This is a genomic window from Caballeronia telluris (genome assembly GCF_001544495.1).
Lineage (GTDB): Bacteria > Pseudomonadota > Gammaproteobacteria > Burkholderiales > Burkholderiaceae > Caballeronia > Caballeronia telluris.
The window spans coordinates 1-20,768 of the sequence record NZ_FCNZ02000042.1 but is presented as its reverse complement, the minus strand read 5'-3'; the positions used below and the strand labels follow the sequence as shown (position 1 = coordinate 20,768).

At 60.3% G+C, this 20,768-nt stretch carries 15 protein-coding genes and 1 pseudogene; 6 read left to right on the top strand and 10 right to left on the bottom strand.

The features are described from left to right. Window positions 1-104 precede the first annotated feature (104 nt). Window positions 105-320, top strand: a complete 216-nt coding sequence (locus tag AWB66_RS29425) for a hypothetical protein (protein ID WP_087633569.1) — start codon at window positions 105-107, stop codon at window positions 318-320. 151 nt (window positions 321-471) lie between these two features. Further along, on the top strand, window positions 472-2,013 hold the full coding sequence (locus AWB66_RS29420; protein WP_087633568.1) for an acetyl-CoA hydrolase/transferase family protein: 1,542 nt from the start codon (window positions 472-474) through the stop codon (window positions 2,011-2,013). Between the two features lie 475 nt (window positions 2,014-2,488). Here AWB66_RS29420 and AWB66_RS35160 read toward each other — a convergent pair whose 3' ends face one another. Further along, entirely contained in the window at window positions 2,489-2,929 is a 441-nt protein-coding gene (locus tag AWB66_RS35160; protein WP_407642341.1) for a PDDEXK nuclease domain-containing protein, read from the bottom strand. 249 nt (window positions 2,930-3,178) lie between these two features. Further along, window positions 3,179-6,673 (bottom strand): TIR domain-containing protein, encoded by a 3,495-nt coding sequence (locus AWB66_RS33855; RefSeq protein WP_159462970.1) that lies wholly within the window; start codon window positions 6,671-6,673, stop codon window positions 3,179-3,181. 269 nt (window positions 6,674-6,942) lie between these two features. Between AWB66_RS33855 and AWB66_RS29400 the strand changes: the two genes are divergently transcribed. Then, a complete protein-coding gene (locus AWB66_RS29400; RefSeq protein ID WP_159462969.1) occupies window positions 6,943-8,577 on the top strand; it encodes a carbamoyltransferase family protein in 1,635 nt (544 codons plus the stop codon). Between the two features lie 16 nt (window positions 8,578-8,593). On the opposite strand, the gene AWB66_RS29395 is transcribed toward AWB66_RS29400, so the two are convergent. Beyond that, on the bottom strand, window positions 8,594-10,012 hold the full coding sequence (locus AWB66_RS29395; RefSeq protein ID WP_087633565.1) for an FAD-dependent oxidoreductase: 1,419 nt from the start codon (window positions 10,010-10,012) through the stop codon (window positions 8,594-8,596). 482 nt (window positions 10,013-10,494) lie between these two features. On the opposite strand from AWB66_RS29395, the gene AWB66_RS29390 reads away from it, so the two are divergent. Continuing rightward, the gene (locus AWB66_RS29390) at window positions 10,495-11,715 is read left to right on the top strand and encodes a radical SAM protein (protein WP_159462968.1); all 1,221 of its coding nucleotides are present in this window, start codon (window positions 10,495-10,497) and stop codon (window positions 11,713-11,715) included. On the opposite strand, the gene AWB66_RS29385 is transcribed toward AWB66_RS29390, so the two are convergent. Further along, window positions 11,675-12,703 (bottom strand): hypothetical protein, encoded by a 1,029-nt coding sequence (locus tag AWB66_RS29385; RefSeq protein WP_087633563.1) that lies wholly within the window; start codon window positions 12,701-12,703, stop codon window positions 11,675-11,677. The genes AWB66_RS29390 and AWB66_RS29385 overlap by 41 nt on opposite strands. Then, window positions 12,700-13,269, bottom strand: coding sequence for a dual specificity protein phosphatase family protein (locus tag AWB66_RS29380; protein ID WP_087633562.1), 570 nt, complete (start codon window positions 13,267-13,269; stop codon window positions 12,700-12,702). The genes AWB66_RS29385 and AWB66_RS29380 overlap by 4 nt, the downstream gene beginning before the upstream one ends. Before the next feature lie 78 nt (window positions 13,270-13,347). On the opposite strand from AWB66_RS29380, the gene AWB66_RS29375 reads away from it, so the two are divergent. Then, window positions 13,348-14,577 carry a hypothetical protein gene (locus AWB66_RS29375; protein ID WP_087633561.1) on the top strand — a complete coding sequence of 410 codons (1,230 nt, stop codon included), beginning with the start codon at window positions 13,348-13,350 and terminating at the stop codon, window positions 14,575-14,577. A gap of 11 nt (window positions 14,578-14,588) precedes the next feature. On the opposite strand, the gene AWB66_RS29370 is transcribed toward AWB66_RS29375, so the two are convergent. The 5 genes from AWB66_RS29370 to AWB66_RS29350 form a co-directional block, all read right to left on the bottom strand. Beyond that, on the bottom strand, window positions 14,589-15,074 hold the full coding sequence (locus AWB66_RS29370) for a VOC family protein (RefSeq protein ID WP_087633560.1): 486 nt from the start codon (window positions 15,072-15,074) through the stop codon (window positions 14,589-14,591). Continuing rightward, on the bottom strand, window positions 15,074-15,865 hold the full coding sequence (locus AWB66_RS29365) for an FkbM family methyltransferase (RefSeq protein WP_087633559.1): 792 nt from the start codon (window positions 15,863-15,865) through the stop codon (window positions 15,074-15,076). Before AWB66_RS29365 ends, AWB66_RS29370 begins: the two co-directional genes overlap by 1 nt. Before the next feature lie 140 nt (window positions 15,866-16,005). Next, complete coding sequence (locus AWB66_RS29360; protein WP_200819099.1) at window positions 16,006-16,413, bottom strand: hypothetical protein; 408 nt, start codon at window positions 16,411-16,413, stop codon at window positions 16,006-16,008. A gap of 733 nt (window positions 16,414-17,146) precedes the next feature. Further along, on the bottom strand, window positions 17,147-18,415 hold the full coding sequence (locus AWB66_RS29355) for a flippase (protein WP_087633558.1): 1,269 nt from the start codon (window positions 18,413-18,415) through the stop codon (window positions 17,147-17,149). A 124-nt stretch (window positions 18,416-18,539) separates the two neighbouring features. Continuing rightward, a complete protein-coding gene (locus AWB66_RS29350; protein ID WP_235021292.1) occupies window positions 18,540-19,601 on the bottom strand; it encodes a sugar-transfer associated ATP-grasp domain-containing protein in 1,062 nt (353 codons plus the stop codon). 372 nt (window positions 19,602-19,973) lie between these two features. Here AWB66_RS29350 and istA point away from each other — a divergent pair. Further along, window positions 19,974-20,690: pseudogene (gene istA / locus AWB66_RS29345) on the top strand (IS21 family transposase); the annotation flags it as partial. Window positions 20,691-20,768: the final 78 nt, after the last annotated feature.

The following is a 20,768-nucleotide window of genomic DNA, read 5'->3' as shown; positions in this document are numbered from 1 at the left end:
ACGGGATGGAAAGGTCACTTCCAGACAGCGCCGTTTATTCGCACATACAGCGGTCATATAGTTTCATCGCCGTCACGCAATAACTGTTAGTCCTGGAGAACGAAATGAAATTGGTGAAGATTGTCCTGATCGCGTGCTCTTTGTCTGCCGCTGTCGCTCAGGCTCAGACAACGCAGGTCGCTCCGCAACGCCAAGCGCCGCGAGCGGTTGAGCAACGCAACGACGGCGCCGCCCCGGCGAGCCAGGTTGTCGCACCGGCAACGAAAGCCGACGAGTGCGTCGGCCCTGTGAGCTTCTGCAAAATCTACTTCGGCAGCTAGGAACCCCGAGCACCACCACAGATACGCCGCAGAAGCTGGCCGCGACGCCATCGGTCATGACGCCGCGGTCACTGCGGCAATCCGGCCGCCTAAAGCGGACGCAGGCGTGCGCATCGGTAGCGTCGATTGCGACCAAGGAGAGACTCATTTCATGTACGAAGATCGTATTCGTTGCGCTTCGTTGCGCGAGAAAATTACTTCGGCCGCTGAGGCGGCGCTTATGATCCACGATGGCATGCGCGTCGGCGCCAGCGGCTTCACGCGCGCAGGGGACGCGAAGGCGGTCCCGGTTGCATTGGCCCAGCGCGCTCGCCAGGAAGGCAAGCCGCTGTGCATCACGTTGATGACGGGTGCGTCGCTCGGACATGACGTGGACCGCATGCTTACCGAGGCCCACGTGCTGGCGCGCCGCTTGCCGTTCCAGGTGGACAAGACGCTGCGCGACGCCATCAATCGCGGCGAAGTCATGTTCATCGACCAGCATCTCTCCGAGACGGTCGAATTGCTGCGCGCGAATCAGCTTGGCAAACTCGACGTCGCGATCATCGAGGCGACGGCGATCACAGAAAGCGGCGGCATAGTGCCGACCACTTCGGTCGGAAACTCAGCGAGTTTTGCTATCCTCGCGGAGAAGGTCATCGTCGAAATCAACCTTGCTCAACCGCTCGGACTCCAGGGACTGCACGACATCTGGATTCCGGGCCGCCGGCCGAACCGCGAGCCGCTGCCTATCATCCATCCGCGCGACCGCGTAGGGACATCGGCAATCGATATTCCGCACGAGAAAATCGCGGCGATTGTGATCACCGATCAGGCCGACAGCCCGTCGACCGTGCTGCCTCCGGATACAGAGACGAGTCTAATCGCAGGACATCTGATCGAATTCTTCCAGCATGAAGTGTCGCGCGGACGCATGCCCGGGCGGTTTCCGCCGTTGCAAGCGGGGATAGGCACAATTGCTAACGCGGTACTAGCCGGCTTCGTCGATGCGCCATTCGACGCTTTTGAAATCTATTCTGAAGTGCTGCAGGATTCGACCTTCGACCTGTTGGATGCCGGCAAGGTCACATTCGCCTCAGGGGCGTCGATCACCTTATCGGCTGCGCGTCAGGCGCAGGTGTTGGGTGAACTCGACCGATACCGCAGTCGCCTGGTGTTGCGCCCCCAAGAAGTCAGCAACCATCCCGAAGTGATTCGCCGGCTCGGTTTGATCGCTCTGAACACGGCGTTGGAGTTCGACATTTACGGCAATGTAAATTCAACGCATGTGGGCGGTACCCATATGATGAACGGCATAGGCGGATCCGGCGACTTTTCGCGTCATGCATCGTGCGCGATCTTCGCGACGAAGTCGACGGCGAAGGACGGCTGCATCTCCAGCGTCGTGCCCATGGTTCCGCATTGCGACCACAACGAACACGACGTCGACGTGGTTGTCACGGAGCAGGGCCTGGCCGATCTGCGCGGCCTAGCTCCGCGCGAACGCGCCGCGCTCATTGTTCGGAACTGCGCGCATCCGAAGTATCGCGACCTGCTGCGCGACTACTATCAGGACGCGTTGCAAGGCGGAGGGCATACCCCGCATCGGCTGGAGCAGGCTTTCGCGTGGCATACGCGGCTGCGCGACACCGGATCGATGTTGCCGGCAGCGCGAACTAGTGCCCAAGCAAGCGTCACACCGGCGAGAGCGTAAAGCTGCCAGGCTTGCGGTAGGATTTCTGCGCAGAAGCTCGGACAGCTCCACCTCGAAGGAGGCCACAATGACGGGCTCTGGAGCTTTCTTCGTGGGGCAAGTTCGACTGCACGCCCGATCGTCGGAGTTCGACGTCGAGCGCCACTTCACCCTCATCGACACGGACATTGCCACGCTCACGAAGCGGTTCCGAAGCGACCGGCGTGCTGGGCCCGGCATCCAACTAGCTTTTCTGCGAGGAAGCGGCCGCACCCTCGACCATGTGGGTTGACCCGTCCGTTCAGCGGGGAGCGGCAGAAAGCTGCTAGATAGACAGTCTCTGTTTCGCAGCCTCAGCGCACCCGACTCATCCGCCGGGGCAATAATCGACGTTAGCAGGGCTGACCGCCTCTCAGTTCCATGAGGCAGAGAGCTGCCGATAACGCTCCATGTTCGGGCCAACGGCTCTTCGCCGGTCATCGGGTGAACCGCCCGCTTACGACCTTCGATGCCTGCACGTCGCGGTCGTCGATCCAACTTGCCGTGAGTTGGCAAGCGGCGCGAGCGGCGGCGGCAACGACGTCGCCGCGTTTGATCGCGTCTCGACACTGGTGTCTCCATCGTCGGCCGCGATATCAACGTCGTTGGGGCGCGAGAACGAGATCCCCGTCTCGGCCAACAGCTTGATGAGATCGTCGCGCGAGTTCAGCGGATCAAACTGCTCCAAGTTCACGGGGGTTTTCGTCAATTTCTCAGCAAGCAGTTTTTCGTCCGCGAGCACAACGTGGTACTCCGCGGCAAGCACCTTGGTGGGCAACCCCTCGAGCGCATAGCGTGCGATCGCCTCGTTGGTCCTCGCACAAAGGATCAGGCCGACCGCCGGGTTCTCGCCGGGCGAGCGTCCAATGTTCCTTCGCGTAATTGCAATAACGCCCAACGTATAACTCGTCGATGTTTTTGAGCTTGCTCGTTGGCTCGTGCTCGTCAAAATGCTCGACTTAACAGACCGACGCATCGGAATTGCACCGCAACCCCGCATCGTTCACGCGGTCGAATCGCAAGCGCCCGGTGTAAATCGTGCGCGTTCCGGTGATGATCGCGAAGACGGTCACGACGTAACCGTCTCGTTGATCACGCGCGACAACGAACCGCCTCCGTGAGGAAGCGCGAGCTGGGCGCGGCACAATCAACGCGAATCAAGTAGACGACTAATAACAGCTTCGATCGTCGTCTTAGTGGAATCGGCCATGAGCGTATTGGCGATGCACTTGAGCATGCTGACGGTGTTTTCTGCCAGATCTTTCAGTTTTTTTTGAGTCGCAACCACGTCCGCGTCTTCGTTGTCCCGGGCGTGGGTCAATGCGTCTTTGTGCTTGTCTGACCAAATCTGGCTGTATACGCGTCGGTTCTCGTCGCTCGAAATCTCGAGCGGCGGGACGACGAGCAGCACCATACGGTTCATGAACCCCGCACAATCTCGCTTGCTTCCCTCCCACATGTAAAGCAACTCGGTCATGCAGTACTCCGAGCGCAGATACGCGTCACTGATCACGACGATCGTGAGTCTGGCCTTGCCGATCTGCTGCATGAATCTGTCGATGGAATCGCCCACTCGCATTCTGTTGCGATCGCGGATCAAGTGAAGTTCCAGCGGCATGTCCTGTTCAATCTTGTCAACGAGGGCGTTGCCCGCGTCCTCCCCTGGATAAGAAATGAAGACCTTTTGGCTTTCTTGCTTGAAGATCATGTCCATCAAATCGAGGCCAATTTCGCCCGCATCTGCTTTTACCAATGCATTGAAGCGGCGTATCAGACGCTTGCGCATGCAGCTGCTGGATGCACGTTCGAAGGCGACTTTGTAGGCTTGGACGGCCAGCGGCATTTTCGCCTTATCTCCGCAGACAGCCAGTCCCGCCAAGGCGAGCGCACGCTCGCCCAGCGCGGAGACATTCTGAGCGCAATGTTTGAGATACCGGTCCGCGCGCTCAAGTGCCTGCCCGAAAGCCTCCGTGGCACTGTCCTCGGCGCCGTCAATGCATTTGTTTCCGACCGACGCGATGCCCAGCAACGTATTGAAGGACCACTCGTTTCGCCCTTCTGTATCGAGCTGACGCAGCATCTGCCGCGCCACCGTGCTGCGGGGGCGGCGTGCAAGTTCGATCTCCGCGCGCATGCACACATAGCGCGATCCGTTATCGTCGAAAGCTTTGATTTCGGTGCAAGCTTGCTCGGCGGTCGACTCGGCTTCCTGGATTCGGCCCTGATCGAGCAGGATTGCGGCATGTGTGCGCATGCAAAGCGCGGCTCCTGCGTGCGCCTCGATCCTCTGATTGAGCTCGCGCGCCTTGCATGCGAATCTGGCCGCTTCTTCGAACCTGCCGAGGGATGCGAGGCACGACGCAAGCTCGCATGATACAAGTGCCTCGGCTCGAGGGCTTTGACTCTCGTCGGATGTCGACAGCGCCTGCCTGAGTAGTTCTTCGGCCACTTTCAACTCGCCCATCTCCACATGAACGACGGACGCGTCGACGAGACTGTTCTGAAGAAGCTCCGCATCACCTGAAGCCTTTGCGCACGCATGCTCGCTTTCGCAACATGCGAGCGCTTCGGTTAGATGACCCAGTTCGAACTCGCACACCAGCATGTTCCGCCATGCGAAGGCGCCCCGGCGCGGATCGTCGTGACCGGCGCGCAAGATCGCCTGCACGCAGTCGCGGGCGGCATCGAGCGTCTTATCGGTGGAGCGAAGATAGAAGCCGAAGCGAATCAGCCGAATCTTCGAATCGAGCCGGTCTTCCTCGCTCGCGTTCGATCCGATCAGCAGCGCATCGACCTGTTCCTGCAGCTCCACCGCTTTCCTGACATCGCCCATGTACCAGTGTGCATCGGCTTCGTACGACAAGGCCTTGCAGGCGATCGAGTTGCTCACCTCCTCCTTTCTTAGCCCTCTCGATAGCTCAGCGAGGCGCATGAAATATCCGCGCCTGTTTAGGAAGGGCGCGATCGAATCGAGTATGTGCAGTGCACGCGCATAGTCCCGGGTGCGCAGAAATATATTGAACTGTGCGAAGTGCGGATTCAGATCGGTCTCAGTATGCCAGGCGTGCGCGGGCAACTCCATCCGGCGAAACCAGGCGGCGGCTTTGCGGCGCAAAGCCCCTCGGTGGCGTTCGGCAAGCTTGCTCAATGCATATTCGCGATCGACACGGTCGAGAGTCAGCTTGTCGTCATCTTGTGAGATAAGATGCGATAGAAGGAGCTGCCTGACCACGCTTTGCAACTCGATTTCGGGCCTCCATTTCTTCAACAGAAAAAGCACGGCCTCTTTCGGTACGGGAGTTTCGTACACGGCTAGCGCCTGCATCACCGTTTGCTCGTCCTTCGAGCGCCGTTTGAACGCCTCGCCCACCAATGCGCTGATGAAAGCGTCATAGTCCGGCATGCGCTCCTCCGCACTGGCTATGGCGCGTTCGATGTGGTCGATCAGGCTATCGGGCCGCGTGGCCGGATCATTCATGAGTATCGTGACGAACCGCTCGATGGCGAGCGGGTAGCCAAGCGTCACCGAAAGAACGCGTGCGAGCAATACCGCGGACGCGTCTCTCAGTCCCAGGCGCCCGTCGTTGTCGAGGGCGCGTAAAACTCTGCGCGCGTCCGGCGAGGGCAACCCGTGGTCCAGCGGAACCGGGCGATAGTGCGGCAGATTCAAGGTCCGAAACTCGTCGGGCACGACACTCGTTGTCAATACTACCTTGAACGGGTGCCACGTCCCCGACGCGATGTACCGCAGGAACTGCGCCATGTGATCATTGACCCTGTTCGATGTTTGCTCGACGATCTCGTCGAGCCTTTCGATCACGATGAGACACGGCTTCCCGTGAATATGTCGTGCGATTTCTTCGAAGATTCGCTCGACGGAAATTTGAGGTATTTCTCGCGTCTTCTCGACCCTTTGCTTCGCATCGTCGTCGAGCGTGTCGGTTAGTTTTTGCAGAATGTCGGTGAAGACAGTCGACGGGGACTGCGCAGCGTCGACGTAAATCGGGCGGGAAACGCCTTTGCCGCGCGCAGTCTCCTGAAGAGCACGCGCGACGAGCGTGCGCTTGCCCACGCCGTGGCGGCCATACACGGCGATGAGGAACGTGCATTCATCGACGATAAAGTCCGCGATCTTCTTTCTTTCCCGCGTGCGATCCTTGAAGTAGCTCGGCACGCGGGACCAACCATAGCGTGCGTTGTTGTCGTCGACTGCCTGTGCTCTCGCGGCTGCCGGCGAAGTGGAAATCGCCAGCTTCGAGTGTAGGTGACGCGCCAGCGCATTGAGCAAGGAAGCGTCGCGTGACGAAAGATCGAACATCGTGTAGGGCTTCAATTCCGGCGGAAGCGTCAGTCCCGATGTGCCAAGCACCACGGTGATAGGCGCGCGCGAGTCGAGCGCGCGTTGCCACGCGGCGATCCAGTGCGGGTCGGCGGTCTCGTTCGACTGCGTGAGCATGACCACGAAGCTCGCGCATGACAACGGCATGCCTTTCCCATCGTCGAGCGCACCACGCGATGCCTCCAGCGTCGCCAAGCCCAGATTGATCGACGGCCGCGCCCGCCCGATATGAGTCACACACCAATGCACGAAATCCGCTGTACGAGCGTTCGAACTCGACACAACCGCATGCAGTGGGCTCATGGTTCAATACCCTGAATGATCGCGGGTGGATCGCTACGCTGCTGTTCACGCGGCGTTAGCGTCACCTTTTGTTTTAGCACCGATCGCACGCTTCGTCACGGAGAAAGCATCATGAGGCGCTGTCGAAGATGCACGCAACGTTTCGCTTCACGCCGCAGAAATTACTCAGTTACACTGACTGCCGCGTTCCCGTAGTCCGCCGCGTTCGCGCTTTCACGCTGATCGCCGCAACACGCCACTCGATACGTTTCATCATAGGAAATCGCACCGTGCACATTCTCGGCGTGACTCATCCGATTTCCTGGAACCCGGCGGCGTGCCTCATCTCCGACGGGCAACTGGTGGCTTTCGCAGAAGAAGAGCGCTTTACGCGTCTCAAGCATGCGCCGCATGCGTATCCGGCCCGGGCCATCGCGTACTGTTTGGAGAAAGCAGGTCTTGAACCGGATGACATCAATATCACCGCGATCGGCTTCGACAAGCCCAATGCGCAGCACGCGCGTGCCGCCGAGGCGCGAAGCTACATCGACGGCACACTCGCGGAAGCGGACCAGTTCGGCTTCTTCACGAGCCTCGCGCTGATTTACGGCGATACGCATCTCGACACCTACGGCGAGCGCCGATACTACGACCATCATCTCTGTCATGCTACGAGCGCCGCGATTCCATCGGGCATGGATCGCACGAACGTCATAACGCTCGATGGCTGGGGTGGCCGCGCGAGTGGCTCTCTCGGATGGTACGACCGGGACCGTCCGATTCAAACCTTCGCGGAAATCGATACGTACAGAAGCTGGGGCATGCTCTACGAGCTCGTTACTGAGTATCTGGGATTTCGCTGTCACTCAGGCGAAGGCAAGACGATGGGACTGGCCTCGTATGGCAGGGTCGATCGCGATCTGCTGCCCGATTTTTGCGAGCCACCGTTCGGTCTGCCTGATATCAAGCGATACGAAATCTTTTTGCGCGGACATATCGCGCGACGCCGTCAGAATGACGCGATCGAAGACTGGCATCGCGATCTGGCGGCCACGCTGCAAAGTTATTACGAATTGTCGATCGTGAATATCGCGCGTTTTCTCTGCGATAAAACGCATTGCGGCAACTTCGCGCTGGCGGGCGGCGTTGCGTTGAACTGCTCCGGAAACGGCCGACTCGCGCAGCAGGATTTCGTCGATGCGTTGTTCATCCAACCCGCGAGCCACGACGGCGGCACCGCGCTCGGCGCGGCGATTCTCGCCCATCGCGATGTCACGGGCCACTGGCCCGAATTCGGGTTTCATCACGCTTACTGGGGACCGGACTTTACGCCTACGCAGGTGCGGGCCGCGCTCGATTTCGCCAAGGCGCCGTACGATCGTTGCGATTCGGTGGAGGCAGCCGCGCAGGCGCTTGCGCGCAACGAGATCGTCGGTTGGTTTCAGGGCGCGTCCGAGGTCGGGCCGAGAGCCCTCGGCAATCGCAGCATTCTCGCGAATCCGGGTGTCGCCGCGAATCTGCATCGGGTGAACGCGCACGTCAAGCGGCGGGAGACGTGGCGGCCGCTCGCGCCTTCGGTGCGAGCGGAGCGCTTTCACGATGTGTTCGACGCGCCGCATGCGTCGCCATTCATGCTGGTCGCGGCGCACGTCAAGGCGGCGTGGAAGGCGCGTCTTCCAGCCGTCGTGCATGTCGACGGCTCGGCGCGGCCGCAGGCAGTGAGCGCGCATGCCAACGCGCTTTACCATCGGCTCATCGATCGATTCGAGCAGCTCACCGGGCTTCCGGCGGTGTTGAACACGTCGTTCAATCTCGACGACGAGCCGCTCGTGAATACGCCGGAGCACGCAATCGCGACGTTCTATCGGAGCGGCATCGACACGCTCGTAATCGGCGATTTCATCGTCCGCAAGCAGGCGCAATGATGCTGCGCGCCTTCGCTTAAGCAGCCATGTGGGGCGCGAGCTCGCGCCCCAGCCGTTGCGCGAGGCGCAACGTCAGGGCGAGCACGGTCATCGTCGGATTGGCCCAGCTGACCGTCGGAAACACGCTTCCACCGGCAATGTAGAGATTGTCAATGCCGTGAACGCGGCAGTTCTCGTCTACGACGCCATCGCGCGCCAGGACCGACATGCGCGTCGTGCCGAGTTGATGATTGGAGTACAGGATCTCGCCGGATAGTCCGCGCGGGCCAGTGCGAATGGCGGTGCCGTTATCGAGCAGATGCTTCGCCAGCATTTCACCGATGAGGCAATGCGAACGCCGGTCCGTCTCGCACACATTCCAGTTCAGGCGCACGCGCGGCAGGCCAAGCGCGTCGGTTTCGTGCAGCAGCGTCAAACGACTGGCCGCGCTGGGCGCCTGCTCGAAGAAGAGCCCGACGCGGGGCGGCGCATCCGCCGTCATGGCGGGCGACCGGTAAAAATGCGCCCTGAAATTCAGCACGCCGAGCCGCGCCTGCGCGTCGGGGCGCAGACCCGCGCAGCACGTGAAGTGCCGTCCGTCCGCGTGTTGCGCGATGCCGGTCCACTTCGCGAGCTCGGGATTCGCCGCCATCTCGATGCCGTCGATCGACACATGCGGATGCTCCATGAACCATCGGCCGACATGCCCGTAGGCGTTACCGATGCCGTCCACACACTGATTCCGGGATGCCAGCATGAGGCGCGGCGTTTCGATGCCGCCGGCCGCGAGCAAAAAGCAGCGCGCGCGCACGGAGGCGCATCGTCCCGCGAGCGTGCGCACGTGCAGGCGGGACACCGCTTTGCCGTCGTCCGTAACGATGATTTCCGTTACGCAAGCGTTGGTCAGGACATCAATCGAACGGGCGCGCTCCAAAAATTGCCGATTCTCAGTCCCGAAGTCTGCCTTCGGTTCGCCGAAACGCCAAAGCGACACGCAAGAGTCGGCCGCTTCGTCGTATGACAAAAATGGCGCGCCCGTTTCGCCGAAGGCGCTGGCGTCGAACAAGGCGTCGTCCACGTGAAGAAGTTTCGCCGCCGCCGCATAGTGCTCCATGACTTCCGATGCGGCGAAAGGCCAGCCGCTGTGCGCGACCCAAGGCCGCGCGTCGAAATCGATCGGATCGAACAGCGCGCAATAGCCGGCCCAAAGCGCCGTCGAGCCGCCGAATCGCCGCGCGCGTGTTTCGTCGAGCCGGTAATGAAGACCGCTGACCGCGCCCGAGAGGCTGTCGTCGGTTGCTGCGCTTGCGTGATGGCCGCCGGCTTCGATCAGCAGCACGTCGAGATGCGCGCCGAGCGCGCGTGCGAGCGTGATGCCCGCGGGCCCGGAGCCGACGATCGCAACATCGACGCTTCGGTCAAGCGCGACGGATTCGTCCAGCGCATCGTAGATCATCGGCTGCTCCCCGGCTCATCTGCGTCTGTCGCATGACACCCTGTCGCGCAGCGCTCATGCTCATTCACTCGCTTCATGGTTCGTGCGGATGCCACAAGAAATGTGCGGCAACGTACAAGCGACCGTTTGTCATTGGGACGCTCACAACCTATTGTGTTTTTCACACGCGTATGCAAAAGTTGACGCGGCCTTGGCGGGATGTCAAGCGAGGCTTATTCGTCCGACGTGTTCTTCAGATTCGACACACATGGAGAGAGTCATGATTACGAACAGTCAGGTTACGTCGCGTCTTGTGCGTGCTTCAACGTCGTTGCGTGAAGGAAGCGTTAAGTTGGCAAGTCTCGTTAGCAATGAAAAAACGGCAAAGAAGGTTCAGATGAGCTGGGGATCGGCCATGCGCAAATGAAGTCCCGCCTTCTTTTTGCGAGTCGTGACGATCGATCGTGGTCGTCATGAACGCCTCTTCGATGCCTGGCACCGTCATGCCACTCTCCGGAACGCTTGCGCTCAGACCAGTTGAGCAACTGGTGCTCCAAGGCACGTCGTTTTGCAACATCAATTGCACCTATTGCGATCTCAGCGAGGAAAGCCGGCGCACGAAGTCCCGCATGCCGCCTGAACTGGCACTGAAGCTCGTCAGCGAACTGATCGGCACGGACCTGCTCGCTCGGGAGTTCGCCGTCGTCTGGCATTCCGGCGAACCGCTCACCTTGCCCCCGACGTACTACACAGCCATGATCGACGCGATCACAGACCTGTGTGCGCGTCGCGCGCCGCACGTTTCCGTGTCGTTCGACATTCAAACCAACGGCACGCTCATCGACGACGCATGGTGCGATTTCTTCGAGCGCCATGCGCGCGTCATTCGGCTCGGCGTGAGTTGCGACGGGCCCCCGGCGCTGCACGACGCCTTTCGAATCGACCGTCGCGGAAAAAGCACATTCGAGCGCACGTTGCAGGGCATGAATGCGCTCGATGCGCGCGGCATCAAGTACAACGTCATAGCCGTGGTCACGAGAAAAACGATGGCGGACCCGCAGTCCTTCCTCGAGTTCTTTCACGCGCGCCGCGCATCGCTGGCAGACTTTCACTTCAACGTGCTGGCTAGTCCTGTCGCCGGCATGGACGATCTCACATATGCCGAAACGGATCGCGCCGCGTTTCAGCGCTTCTACCGGCGTGTGTTCGACTGGTGGGAAGAGAAGCGGCTCGAAGGCAGCGCGCTTCCGATTCGCAACGTGTCGCAAACGCTCGAACGAATCGCGACGGTCGGCCGCGCCGATGCGCCCTCGTTCATCAGCGAAACGAGCGCGCCACTGCGCTCGCTCAACATGGACACAAAGGGCAACGTCACGACGTTTTATGCGGGGCTGGATATCGCCACCCAGGCGGATCGATACGGCGACGGCAACGGACTTGCGCTTGGCAACATTCAGCAAACCGCGCTGGCGCAGATGCTTCAATCGACGAAACTCACCGTCATGCTCGGTGACTTTGCGCGCAGCCACCATCGGTGCGCCCAGACTTGCGATTACTATGCAGTCTGCCCGGGCGGATTCGAACTCATCCAGTGGCTCGATCAGGCGGGCAGTCATTGCGATGCGCCTGAAACCACCGAATGCATCATTCACGTCAAGGCGCTTACGGATGCGGCGCTCGATTTCATCGAATCGGCTGATCGCTCGCGAACGGAGTATCGCTGAAGCGAAGCTTCAATGTGACGATGTGACGCCTGATTTCATCGAGTAACCAGTTCCAGTGCCGCGCGGAGCAAAAGCCCGGCGATGTCGCGACGATCCATCGTTCAACTGTCCTGCCGGTGCGGGTGATTTCATCGAAGAAGGTTTGCATCGCTTCGCCCGCGCGGGCGCGCATCTGCTCGACCGTACACCTGGGCTTCGCGCCCGCGTTGCCGTTGTAGTCGTTGATGAAATAGTCCAGATCGATATGAACGATCAGGCGACCTGCGGGCATCGCGCGCAACAGATGCGCGGGGTCGCAGCCGTGAGTATACGTGCCCAGCTGATCGGAAGACGCGCGCGTGCGCTTGTGGATCGCGGCGAAGCGCGCATGTGGCAAGAGCGGATGCGCGATGGAGCGGCGCGTCACCGGATATCGCTCATAGAGACTGTGCGTGACGTGATCGAGATGCACGACATGCACCGGCTGAGGCAAATAATAGAGCGCGGTCACGAAGCTGCCGATGCCTATCGCCCCGCTTCGAATCGCGGACGACCAGTCGTCCGGCTGTCGCGGATCGAAGCGCGCGCCGGATGCGGGATCGCGCAATCCATTCGGAGCCAGCGTCAGCAGGGTGGACATCATGTCGGTGTGATCGTCGAGATGGACGAACACGAGCGGTTCAGTCGACGCGTGCGTCGTCACATGACGCGCGACAAAATAGCCGGACCAACTGTCTTCCAGACAAAGATCGTAGTCGGGCAGCGAGCGATGGAATCCGGCGTGTTCCTCGCGACGAACGCGAACCGGCAAGGCGTCGGCGTTCTCGTGAAGATACGGATCGGCCTCGTGATGCGCGAGGTCCGTTCCGCAAAGCAGCATCCGCCATTCGTTTCGATCGATGCCGATTGTCGTGCTGCGCGCGAACGCCTGCAGTTGTGCGTGAGCCTGCGCGTCACCGAGCCGCGCGAACGCTTCGCGATCTAACGCGAGTTCCGATTCCGGCGTCATGCACGAACCGCGCCCAAAGGCATGGCGTCGAGCGACTCGGGACGCGGATCGTTCACCCATCGCGCAAATTTTTGCTCCACTCGCCGGTACACGGCCCGGCACGCGTGAAGCAACGCGCCGTTGCAAACGAGCACGTCGTCGCCGTGTTCGAGCAGCGTCCAGTTCGGCCAGATTGGATCGCGAACGGCGCGCACGCGTTCAAATGCGTCGTCGGGCGAATAACCCAGCCGGACGAGGATGATCGCGGCCGCCGCCGCCGAGCGCGATCGCCCCATGTGACAGTGCACCAGCAGATGCGATAGATTCGTGGTATTCAGCGTGTCCGCGAATCGGCATAGCGCGTTGGCGTCTTCGTGGTCGGGCGCGGGCCGGCCCTCGATGGAATCGAGCGCGTCGTAAACTTCGAGCAAGAGCCGACGCCCGGAGTCGAGCGACGCGATGGCATGCGGCAGCGCGGTACCGGGATCGACAAGCGATACGACATGGCTGGCGGACTTCGTCGCGGCGTGGTTTACTTCGCTCAGTCCGAGGACGGACAGTTGAAAATCGAATGGCAGTCGCGGCATGTTTCGGCTCTCCTCGACGAGGCCCGCAGTTGCACGATACAGCAGCCAAGTGTAGGTCGTCCGGCTCAGGAACGGAAGATGACTGAATTACCGGTTCGGCGCGCGGCATCAAATGAGCGCCATGCGTTCGGCTTCGGCGTCATGGGTCCGATACTTGCCGAGTGTTGTGATGTCCTCTCGATCCATCTCGATGCCGTGAGTCACGACGGCGCGTCGCGCGTGCTGTACTGCGCGCGCGGCGGACTCATCATCCGGCGCGCGCTCGACGTGTTTCGCGAGCGCATCTGTCGTCCGCGTCTGGATGGCGCCGATCTGATGGTGTCGCGGCTCGCCGCGTCGCGGCTGGGACTGCAAGCGTGTCCGCAGGGCGTCGCGCCCCTTTTCGCGCTGGAATTCGACGGACGAAGCTGCGCGGCGGCGGCATCGGTGCTGTCGGGCAAGACCTTGCCGGATCGCGGCGATTGGGCACAGCCGTACACGCTCGAACGCCTGCTCCGCCTGTTTTCCGCCGACGCGCGCGGCCGCGAAGCGCACGATGCCATCGCATCGCAGGCCGCGTTGCTGCGCGAGCATATCGCATCGCGATGCGGCAGCGTGAGCACGCTGCATGTCATCGATACAGGTGTGTTCGGGTCCATCGGGCATTTCCTCGCGCTCGGATTGCCGGATCGCACGGTGAATGCCGTGCTGCTGTTTCGCGCGAACTACAAGCGGCGCGCCGGCCTGTCGCTGCCTGCCGCGGTCGGACTTGTCTGTGACGAAAACGACTACAGTCCGTGGAAACCGAGAAGCGCGTCGCGGCTCTACTGGCCTTTTATCGAGGCGTTCTTCGAGCCGGAACTGCCGAGCGTGCGCACGTACGGCCGCGCCGCTGATGGCGAAGTGACGTCTAATCTGCAACAGGCGAACTGGCAAAGTCGCCTGTCGCCGCAGTGCGACGCGATGCGCGCGGGCGCGTTCGACTATCTCGCGACGCTCGATCCCGCATCCGTGCCGTCGATCGAAGCGCGCGCGACGCGCGCATGGCGTGCGCTGCGCAAGCGCATCGTCTATCCCACTGGAGACGATCTCGCGTTGCTGGGCGTCGCCCGGCGCGGCGTCGATTTTGGTTTCGACGATGTCGTGAATTTCGGTGATGCGGTTTCCTCGGCGAACGCCGCGGGCCGATTCATGCAGGCGCGTGAATCGATCTGGCCCGAAGGCGAGATACGCCGTCTGTTTCCGATCACCGCCGGCGTGTGGCTGCATATGTACGAAGCTGGCCGTTTCCTGGCCGCGACCGGCCGGGCCGTGTTCGGGCCGGCGTGAGACCGCGCCGTCTAGGCGCTGTCGGCGACTTCCGCTTTCGTGATCCGGCCAATATCGGATTCGTCGAAATCGCGGATCTTCACGGACAATTCGAGCTGCAAGCCATTTGGGTCCTGCAGAAACACGGCCTTCGCGTTGCCCAGATCGGTCACCTCGGACACGTCAATGCCGTGGCGCGCGATGGCCTCGGCCCTCGCCGTCAGCTCGCTCATCGACGCGACGCGCAGTGCATAGTGATACATCCCAAGCGGCACGCCGAGCGAGCGATTGATGCTCGTGTCGTAATCGCCGCGGATGCCGTCCACGCCCTTCGCCTCCATGAACACGAAGTACTGGCCTTCACCGACATCGATGCTCACTTGCCGAATGACGCCGCCCTTGCCGATCTCGATGCGCTCGTCGCCGACGAGCCGGCAGCCGAGCACGTGGCAATAGAAAGCGACCGTCGTTTCCATGTCGTGCGTCGAGACGCCGACGTGTGCGAAGCCTGCGTTCATCACGACTCCCCAGTATGGTTGGCGTTTGCTTCGAGGCCGTGTCGCGCGAGCAGCGAGCGCGCTTCGTACAGTTCACGGCGCAAGCGCATTTCGCGTCGCGTGACGAAACCGTCGAGACAGTTGGCGGGAACAGCGAGTGTCGGCAAGAGCGCTTTCGATTCCTCGCGCACGTAGAAGCGGTTCAGGCCGTCGAACAGCGCGAAGCGATAGCCGCTGGCGAGCAGGCGCGGTTCCCAGCCATGCCAGCACGGCGCGTTGTCGTGCGGCGAAGTCGCTTCGACGATCAATATCACGGGACGATGCTCGTCGAAATTCGCGCTTTCGATGACGGCGCTCTCGTAACCTTCGACATCGATCTTTAAGAAATGAATCTCGCGGCCGTGCGCATGCTCTCGCAGCAACGCATCAAGACGGACCGCGTCGACGACGTGTTCGGTCGCGTCGCCGTAATTCGGAATGTGAGGCGCGAGCATCTCGCGCCGGCACGTGGCGAGCGCGGAATACCGCGGCACCCAGATCGACAGTTGCCCAGGCTGGTCGGAAATCGCAAGCGCGAGATTGATGTCGCGCGGACGTTCGGCGCGAAAGCTGTCGATATGTCCGGGCTGCGGCTCGATGTTGATGCCGCACCAGCCGCGCTCGTAGAAGGCGCGCGTGACACTGTCCTCGGTGGCATCCCACGCGCCTACATCGACGTAAAAGCCGCGTTCGACATGCGCAAGCGCGCGTAAGAGCACGATGTCTTCCGCATTCTGCGCATACGACACGGTGGGGACGAAGTCGGGCGGCATCGACGTTCCGGTAAGGTCAATCGGATGTCACAGTATAGGCAGAATAGCGATGCCGCGTTCGCTTCAACGCGTGTGGCGTGCAATGCCCGCGCGCCGTCATCGCAGCCCTATTACAGATCGGGCTCGCCAAGACGCCAAGACTATATTCGGCTCTTCGTTCCCGCCGTTTTCCTAGCCGTCGCCTTGCGCGCTGCGCCTGCCCGGAGGACGGGATTCTGCCGGCGCGCGCGTCGCGCTGAGGGACGCCTCGTTGCGCGCAGCGACTTCAACTGCTCTCGAAGGGACTTGTATGCCTCTTCAAGCGCGGCCAGCTTGCCCTGCAACACCCCAGTCTGATGGCGAGCGTCGCCCTGCTGCTCTTGCAGCGCCTCGACTGTGTGACGATGTTCACCATCCCGTTTTTCTGCGCGTTTGGCTGCTTCTGCCAATTCCTTCTGTACTTTTACCACTGCACCGCGTTGGCGATCGATTTCCAGCAGCGCACGCTTTTCCGATGCGTAAGCGCTCCTTGGCACGATCAGCCGTTTGCCGGAGTTTTTCCAGATCACGCGAGAAGGCGTCGCGTACCTTGCAGCGGCTGCAACGATGCCTGATCATGCGCCTAGATCCAGTAGGTACCCTCAAGGTTTGCTTCTCGGCTGGGGGCAGGACTGCGCGCACGCTTGTCGCTCGCGCCGATCCCTCCTTTTGAACTTTGCTTTACCGCTCGTCGCCGCAATTAGCTATACACGGGGCTATCCAATGTACAAGAGTAGGAGCTTACAAACGGTTAGTTGCCTTCTTCCGCGAAAGCGAGCGCGTTCGAAGAACCGCCGACCGTGAACCGCCCGTGATTCCGAAGTGACCCCACGGCAGCTTGCGTCTGGGTTTGTTCGATGCCTGCCCTCGACCCAAGGCTTACGAGCCAACGACCACACGTGCGGGCAGGCGTTGAACAAACCTCGAGGAAAGAAACCGTGGAGTAATCCGAGGGGGGCCAGCGTTTTCGCTATGGCGATTGATCAGCCTGCCCGGCGTGTGTTCCAGGTCAACGCCGGGCGATGAGAGCGCTGGAAGAGGCGTCGATGCGGACCTGGGGTCGATGCCGCGTTCGCTTTTGAGTTTGGAATCCGGCTGTACAAGTGCGCAAGAAGTCGAAGGCACAACCGTATTCTGTTAGCGCCGCGAAAGCGACTGGTATTGATTTGATACTCCTGATCGACTCCTCGCTGCGTACTCCGACTGAAAACAAGAAGGACTTGCACCGCAAATATTCAGCGGGAAATTCAGTCCGCGCCTCGATCACGGTTCCGCGCTTTCAGTCGCGACCGGACGCTTAATGAACTGCACGCCTTCAAGTTGTAGTGTTAAGACCATGAACGCTGCAATTGATGTTTCGACGATTAGCGCCGTGGCGGCAGCACCTTGCTCGCCAAACAGCTTTGCGAGCACCGCGAGCAGACCAAAGTTCAATACCACCGATCCGATTAGAACGCGACTGAATGCCGAGCTCATGCCAAGCGGAAGCATCGTCTGAACGCCGAACAAATCGGACAAGCTCGACATGAGCGGAACGAACGCCAACCAGCGCAACACGTGTATGGTGGGCTCGTATTGTGGGCCGTACAGCAGTTTAACCGCGAGCGGCGCTGCGAAGAAGATGCATAGCGAAACCAGGGACGCGATGCTGCCTTGCAAGACGAACATCTTGCGCAGAAAGGCGAACGCATCGTCGCGCGCGTGATGCATCAGAAAGTTGATGCGCGGATAAGCGGCGGTTCTGAGCGGCTGCAACATGCCGAGCGAGGCGCGTATGAGCTTGTCCCCCGCGGCGAAGTAACCGCCTGCCACATTTCCCGCCATGAGGGTCAGCAGCACGATATTGCTCGACGCATAGATCTCGACGAGTGACGTCGCGATGAACACGCTCCACCCTTCCCTGAGCGGCCTAAACGCGGTCCTGATTGAGACCGCCACAAAGTCGATTTCGTCGCGAAAGTATAAGAACGTGCAGATCGCAATGCCGGACAACAGCGGCACCAGCATGTTAATCAGCATTGCGATATAGACGTCGTCGCGATGACGCACGAAGAGATACATTGCGGGCACGCTTAGAGCACGGCCCACGAACACGAAACCACTGAGGGGTGCGAGATCTTCCACGCCTTGGAAGTACCACGTCGGAATGAACATCGCTCCGACGGCCATGCCGAACCCCGTGAGCAGCAACTCACGATCCTTCGCGAGCTGCGGCACGAGGAAGGTTAATGCCAACAGTGCGAAAAATCCGCCGAATGCGAGGAGCGCCTGCGCCGATATCGTTTCCCAGAAAATTCGAGAGCGGATGGTGCGGTCGTGCCGATTGATGGATATCTTCGGCGTGGCCGTAAGCGAGAAACTGAAATTCGTCAACGTGATGAAATATGCGGTGAAAGCCAGCGCGAAAGAAAGACGTCCGTATTCATTCGGACCGAGCACGCGCGCGAGCCACGGCAACGTCAAAAGCGGCGCCAGGTAGGTGGACACCTGCAACGCCATCAGAATGGCGAAGTTCTTCTTGAAAGAAGCCATTAAGCGGTTTGTCCTCGGCACCTGACGTGTCTACATGAAGTGTTCCAAGATGTGTCTAACCGCTCGCCGTAACGGGCGGAACGACGCCTTCAAGGAAACGATGAATTCTCCTACCATCAACTAGTCAACTGCGTGCAGGGCCCAGCGCGAGCTTCTCCCATTTGAGATCCGAGAAGCAGGGGCCTTGCGTGGCTTCGCTGAATTTGACGTCGTTGTGTTGCGCGTTCCACTCCATCAACAGGACTTTCCCGTCGGCGTTCACCGTTACATCCCAACCTACGCAGCGTGCGTAGGGCATCTTGGCATGAAGCTCGGTCACCTTGCGCACGCATTCCGGGAACGCCGGCAGCGTCACGCCCTCGAATCTTGCCTTGGAATCGGGATGTACGTCGACGCCGATCCAGTCGCTCGAATACCCCTCGTGAAACAACTGGCCGCTCGCGAGGTCAACGGGCACGCAGATTTCGCTGTCTGGGCGAATAATGGCGTCCCCCGCTCGGCCCAGACGAAGGAAGCATGCGCGCAACGAAATGTCGCCCGCATCGTCGACGACGGTGGTGAAACGCACCGTGGCGACCGCCTTTGACGCGAACCGGCCAAACGATTTGTGCTGCACGATGAACTGTTGCAGTACGCCGTTGCCCAGCCGCTTGATGCGCTCCACATCGAAGTTTCGGCGATTCCAGAAGAAGACGCCGCGGCCCTGCGAAGATTGGTCGAGCTTGAATACCACTATATCCGTCGTGGCGAAGACCGACTCCGATACCTTCGAATCGGGAATGGCGACGTGATCGGCAGAAAAGAAAATTCCGTTCACGTGGTAGCCGAGATCCGGAAACACGTCGTCGTGAAAAAGCAGCCTTGCGAGCGGCTTTAGGTGAGATATCTTGCCATACATGCCGCTCATCTTCGGAACCACGACCCAGCCGTAATAGTTGTCCGGAATCCAGCCTTCCTTGAAGGTCCGGTTAAAGGCCGTGTACACGTGAAGCCAAGGCGCATAGCACATGTCCCCGAAGACATCGCGGGCGTAGGCGTCAGCTAGCCGCAGTTGGGCAGGATCGGTCCTGCCGTGCTTCTCCTCGATGGCGCACAGGATCTTCCGCGCTTCCGTGGCATGCTTCCAGTTGAATCTGCGGCGTGCAAGGTTTTCCCACGAATGCTTTACTAGGTGTTTGACTTGCACAGCCGTATCTACCTTAAAAGAAAGTCAGTCTCCTGACGAATCGCCGTCGATCCGAGCGCTTGAGTACTTTGCCGCGAGATCATGCACCGAAGCCACGCTCTTGTGCTTAGAGAAAGCCTACAAAAGACGTACAGAAGCGAGATTGCAATGCCGTTGAGCCTCGCGCAACACATGTATTCCGAACGCAAATTCGGCTCTCGAGCCTGTCAGATTGCGTATTTCACACCAAGCTGGACAAGGATTTCGCGGCAAGCTGGACACGGATTTCACGGCAAGCTGGACAGCGATTTCGTGCCAAGCTGGACAGTAAGTTCGTAAAGTAGCGACGCAGGTCAACCGTGGCACGCTCGACGATTTCGTCGGGGCGTCTACATGGCATTTCCAAAGTTGACCATGCGTAAAATCCGAGAAGCGCTGCGCCTACATTTCGAGTGTGGTTTTAATCATCGGGAAGTCGGTCGGGCGTTGGGCACCTCGCCCACAACCGTTGGGCAATATGTCCGCCGTCTGGAGCGTGCCGGCTTAAGCTACCCGCTGCCGCCAGCACTCGGTGATAATGAACTCGAGGCTCGCCTTTTTCCGCCGCCGCCGCGCGTGGAAGGAGAACGTCCTGCACCGCACTGGCCGACCGTGAGGCGCGAGCTTGCCCGCAAAGGCGTGACGCTCGACCTGCTCTGGAATGAGTACAAGGCCGAGCACCCCGACGGTTACGCGTACACCTGGTTTTGCACACGATACAGCGAATGGGCGAATGCACTTCCGCTAACCTTACGGCAGACGCATGCTCCGGGCGAGAAGCTGTTCGTCGACTACTCAGGCGACAAGGTTGCGATCGTCAACGCGGATACGGGCGAAATCCGGGAGGCAGAGTTGTTCGTGGCTGTTCTGGGAGCCTCGAACTATACGTTTGCAGAAGCAACCTGGACTCAGCAAAGTTCTGATTGGATTGGTTCTGACGTTCGAGCATTCGAATTTATGGGCGGTTGTCCTGAGATCGTCACGCCCGACAACCTTAAATCGGGTGTGCACAAGCCGAGCTTTTACGATCCCATTATCAATCGAACATACGGAGAAATGGCCTCACATTATTTGTATTAGCCTGGACTGCATCTGACAGGTAGTCGGGGAAGCAAAGGGAGAAGCTTATTCAGTGAGGGATCAGTTTCT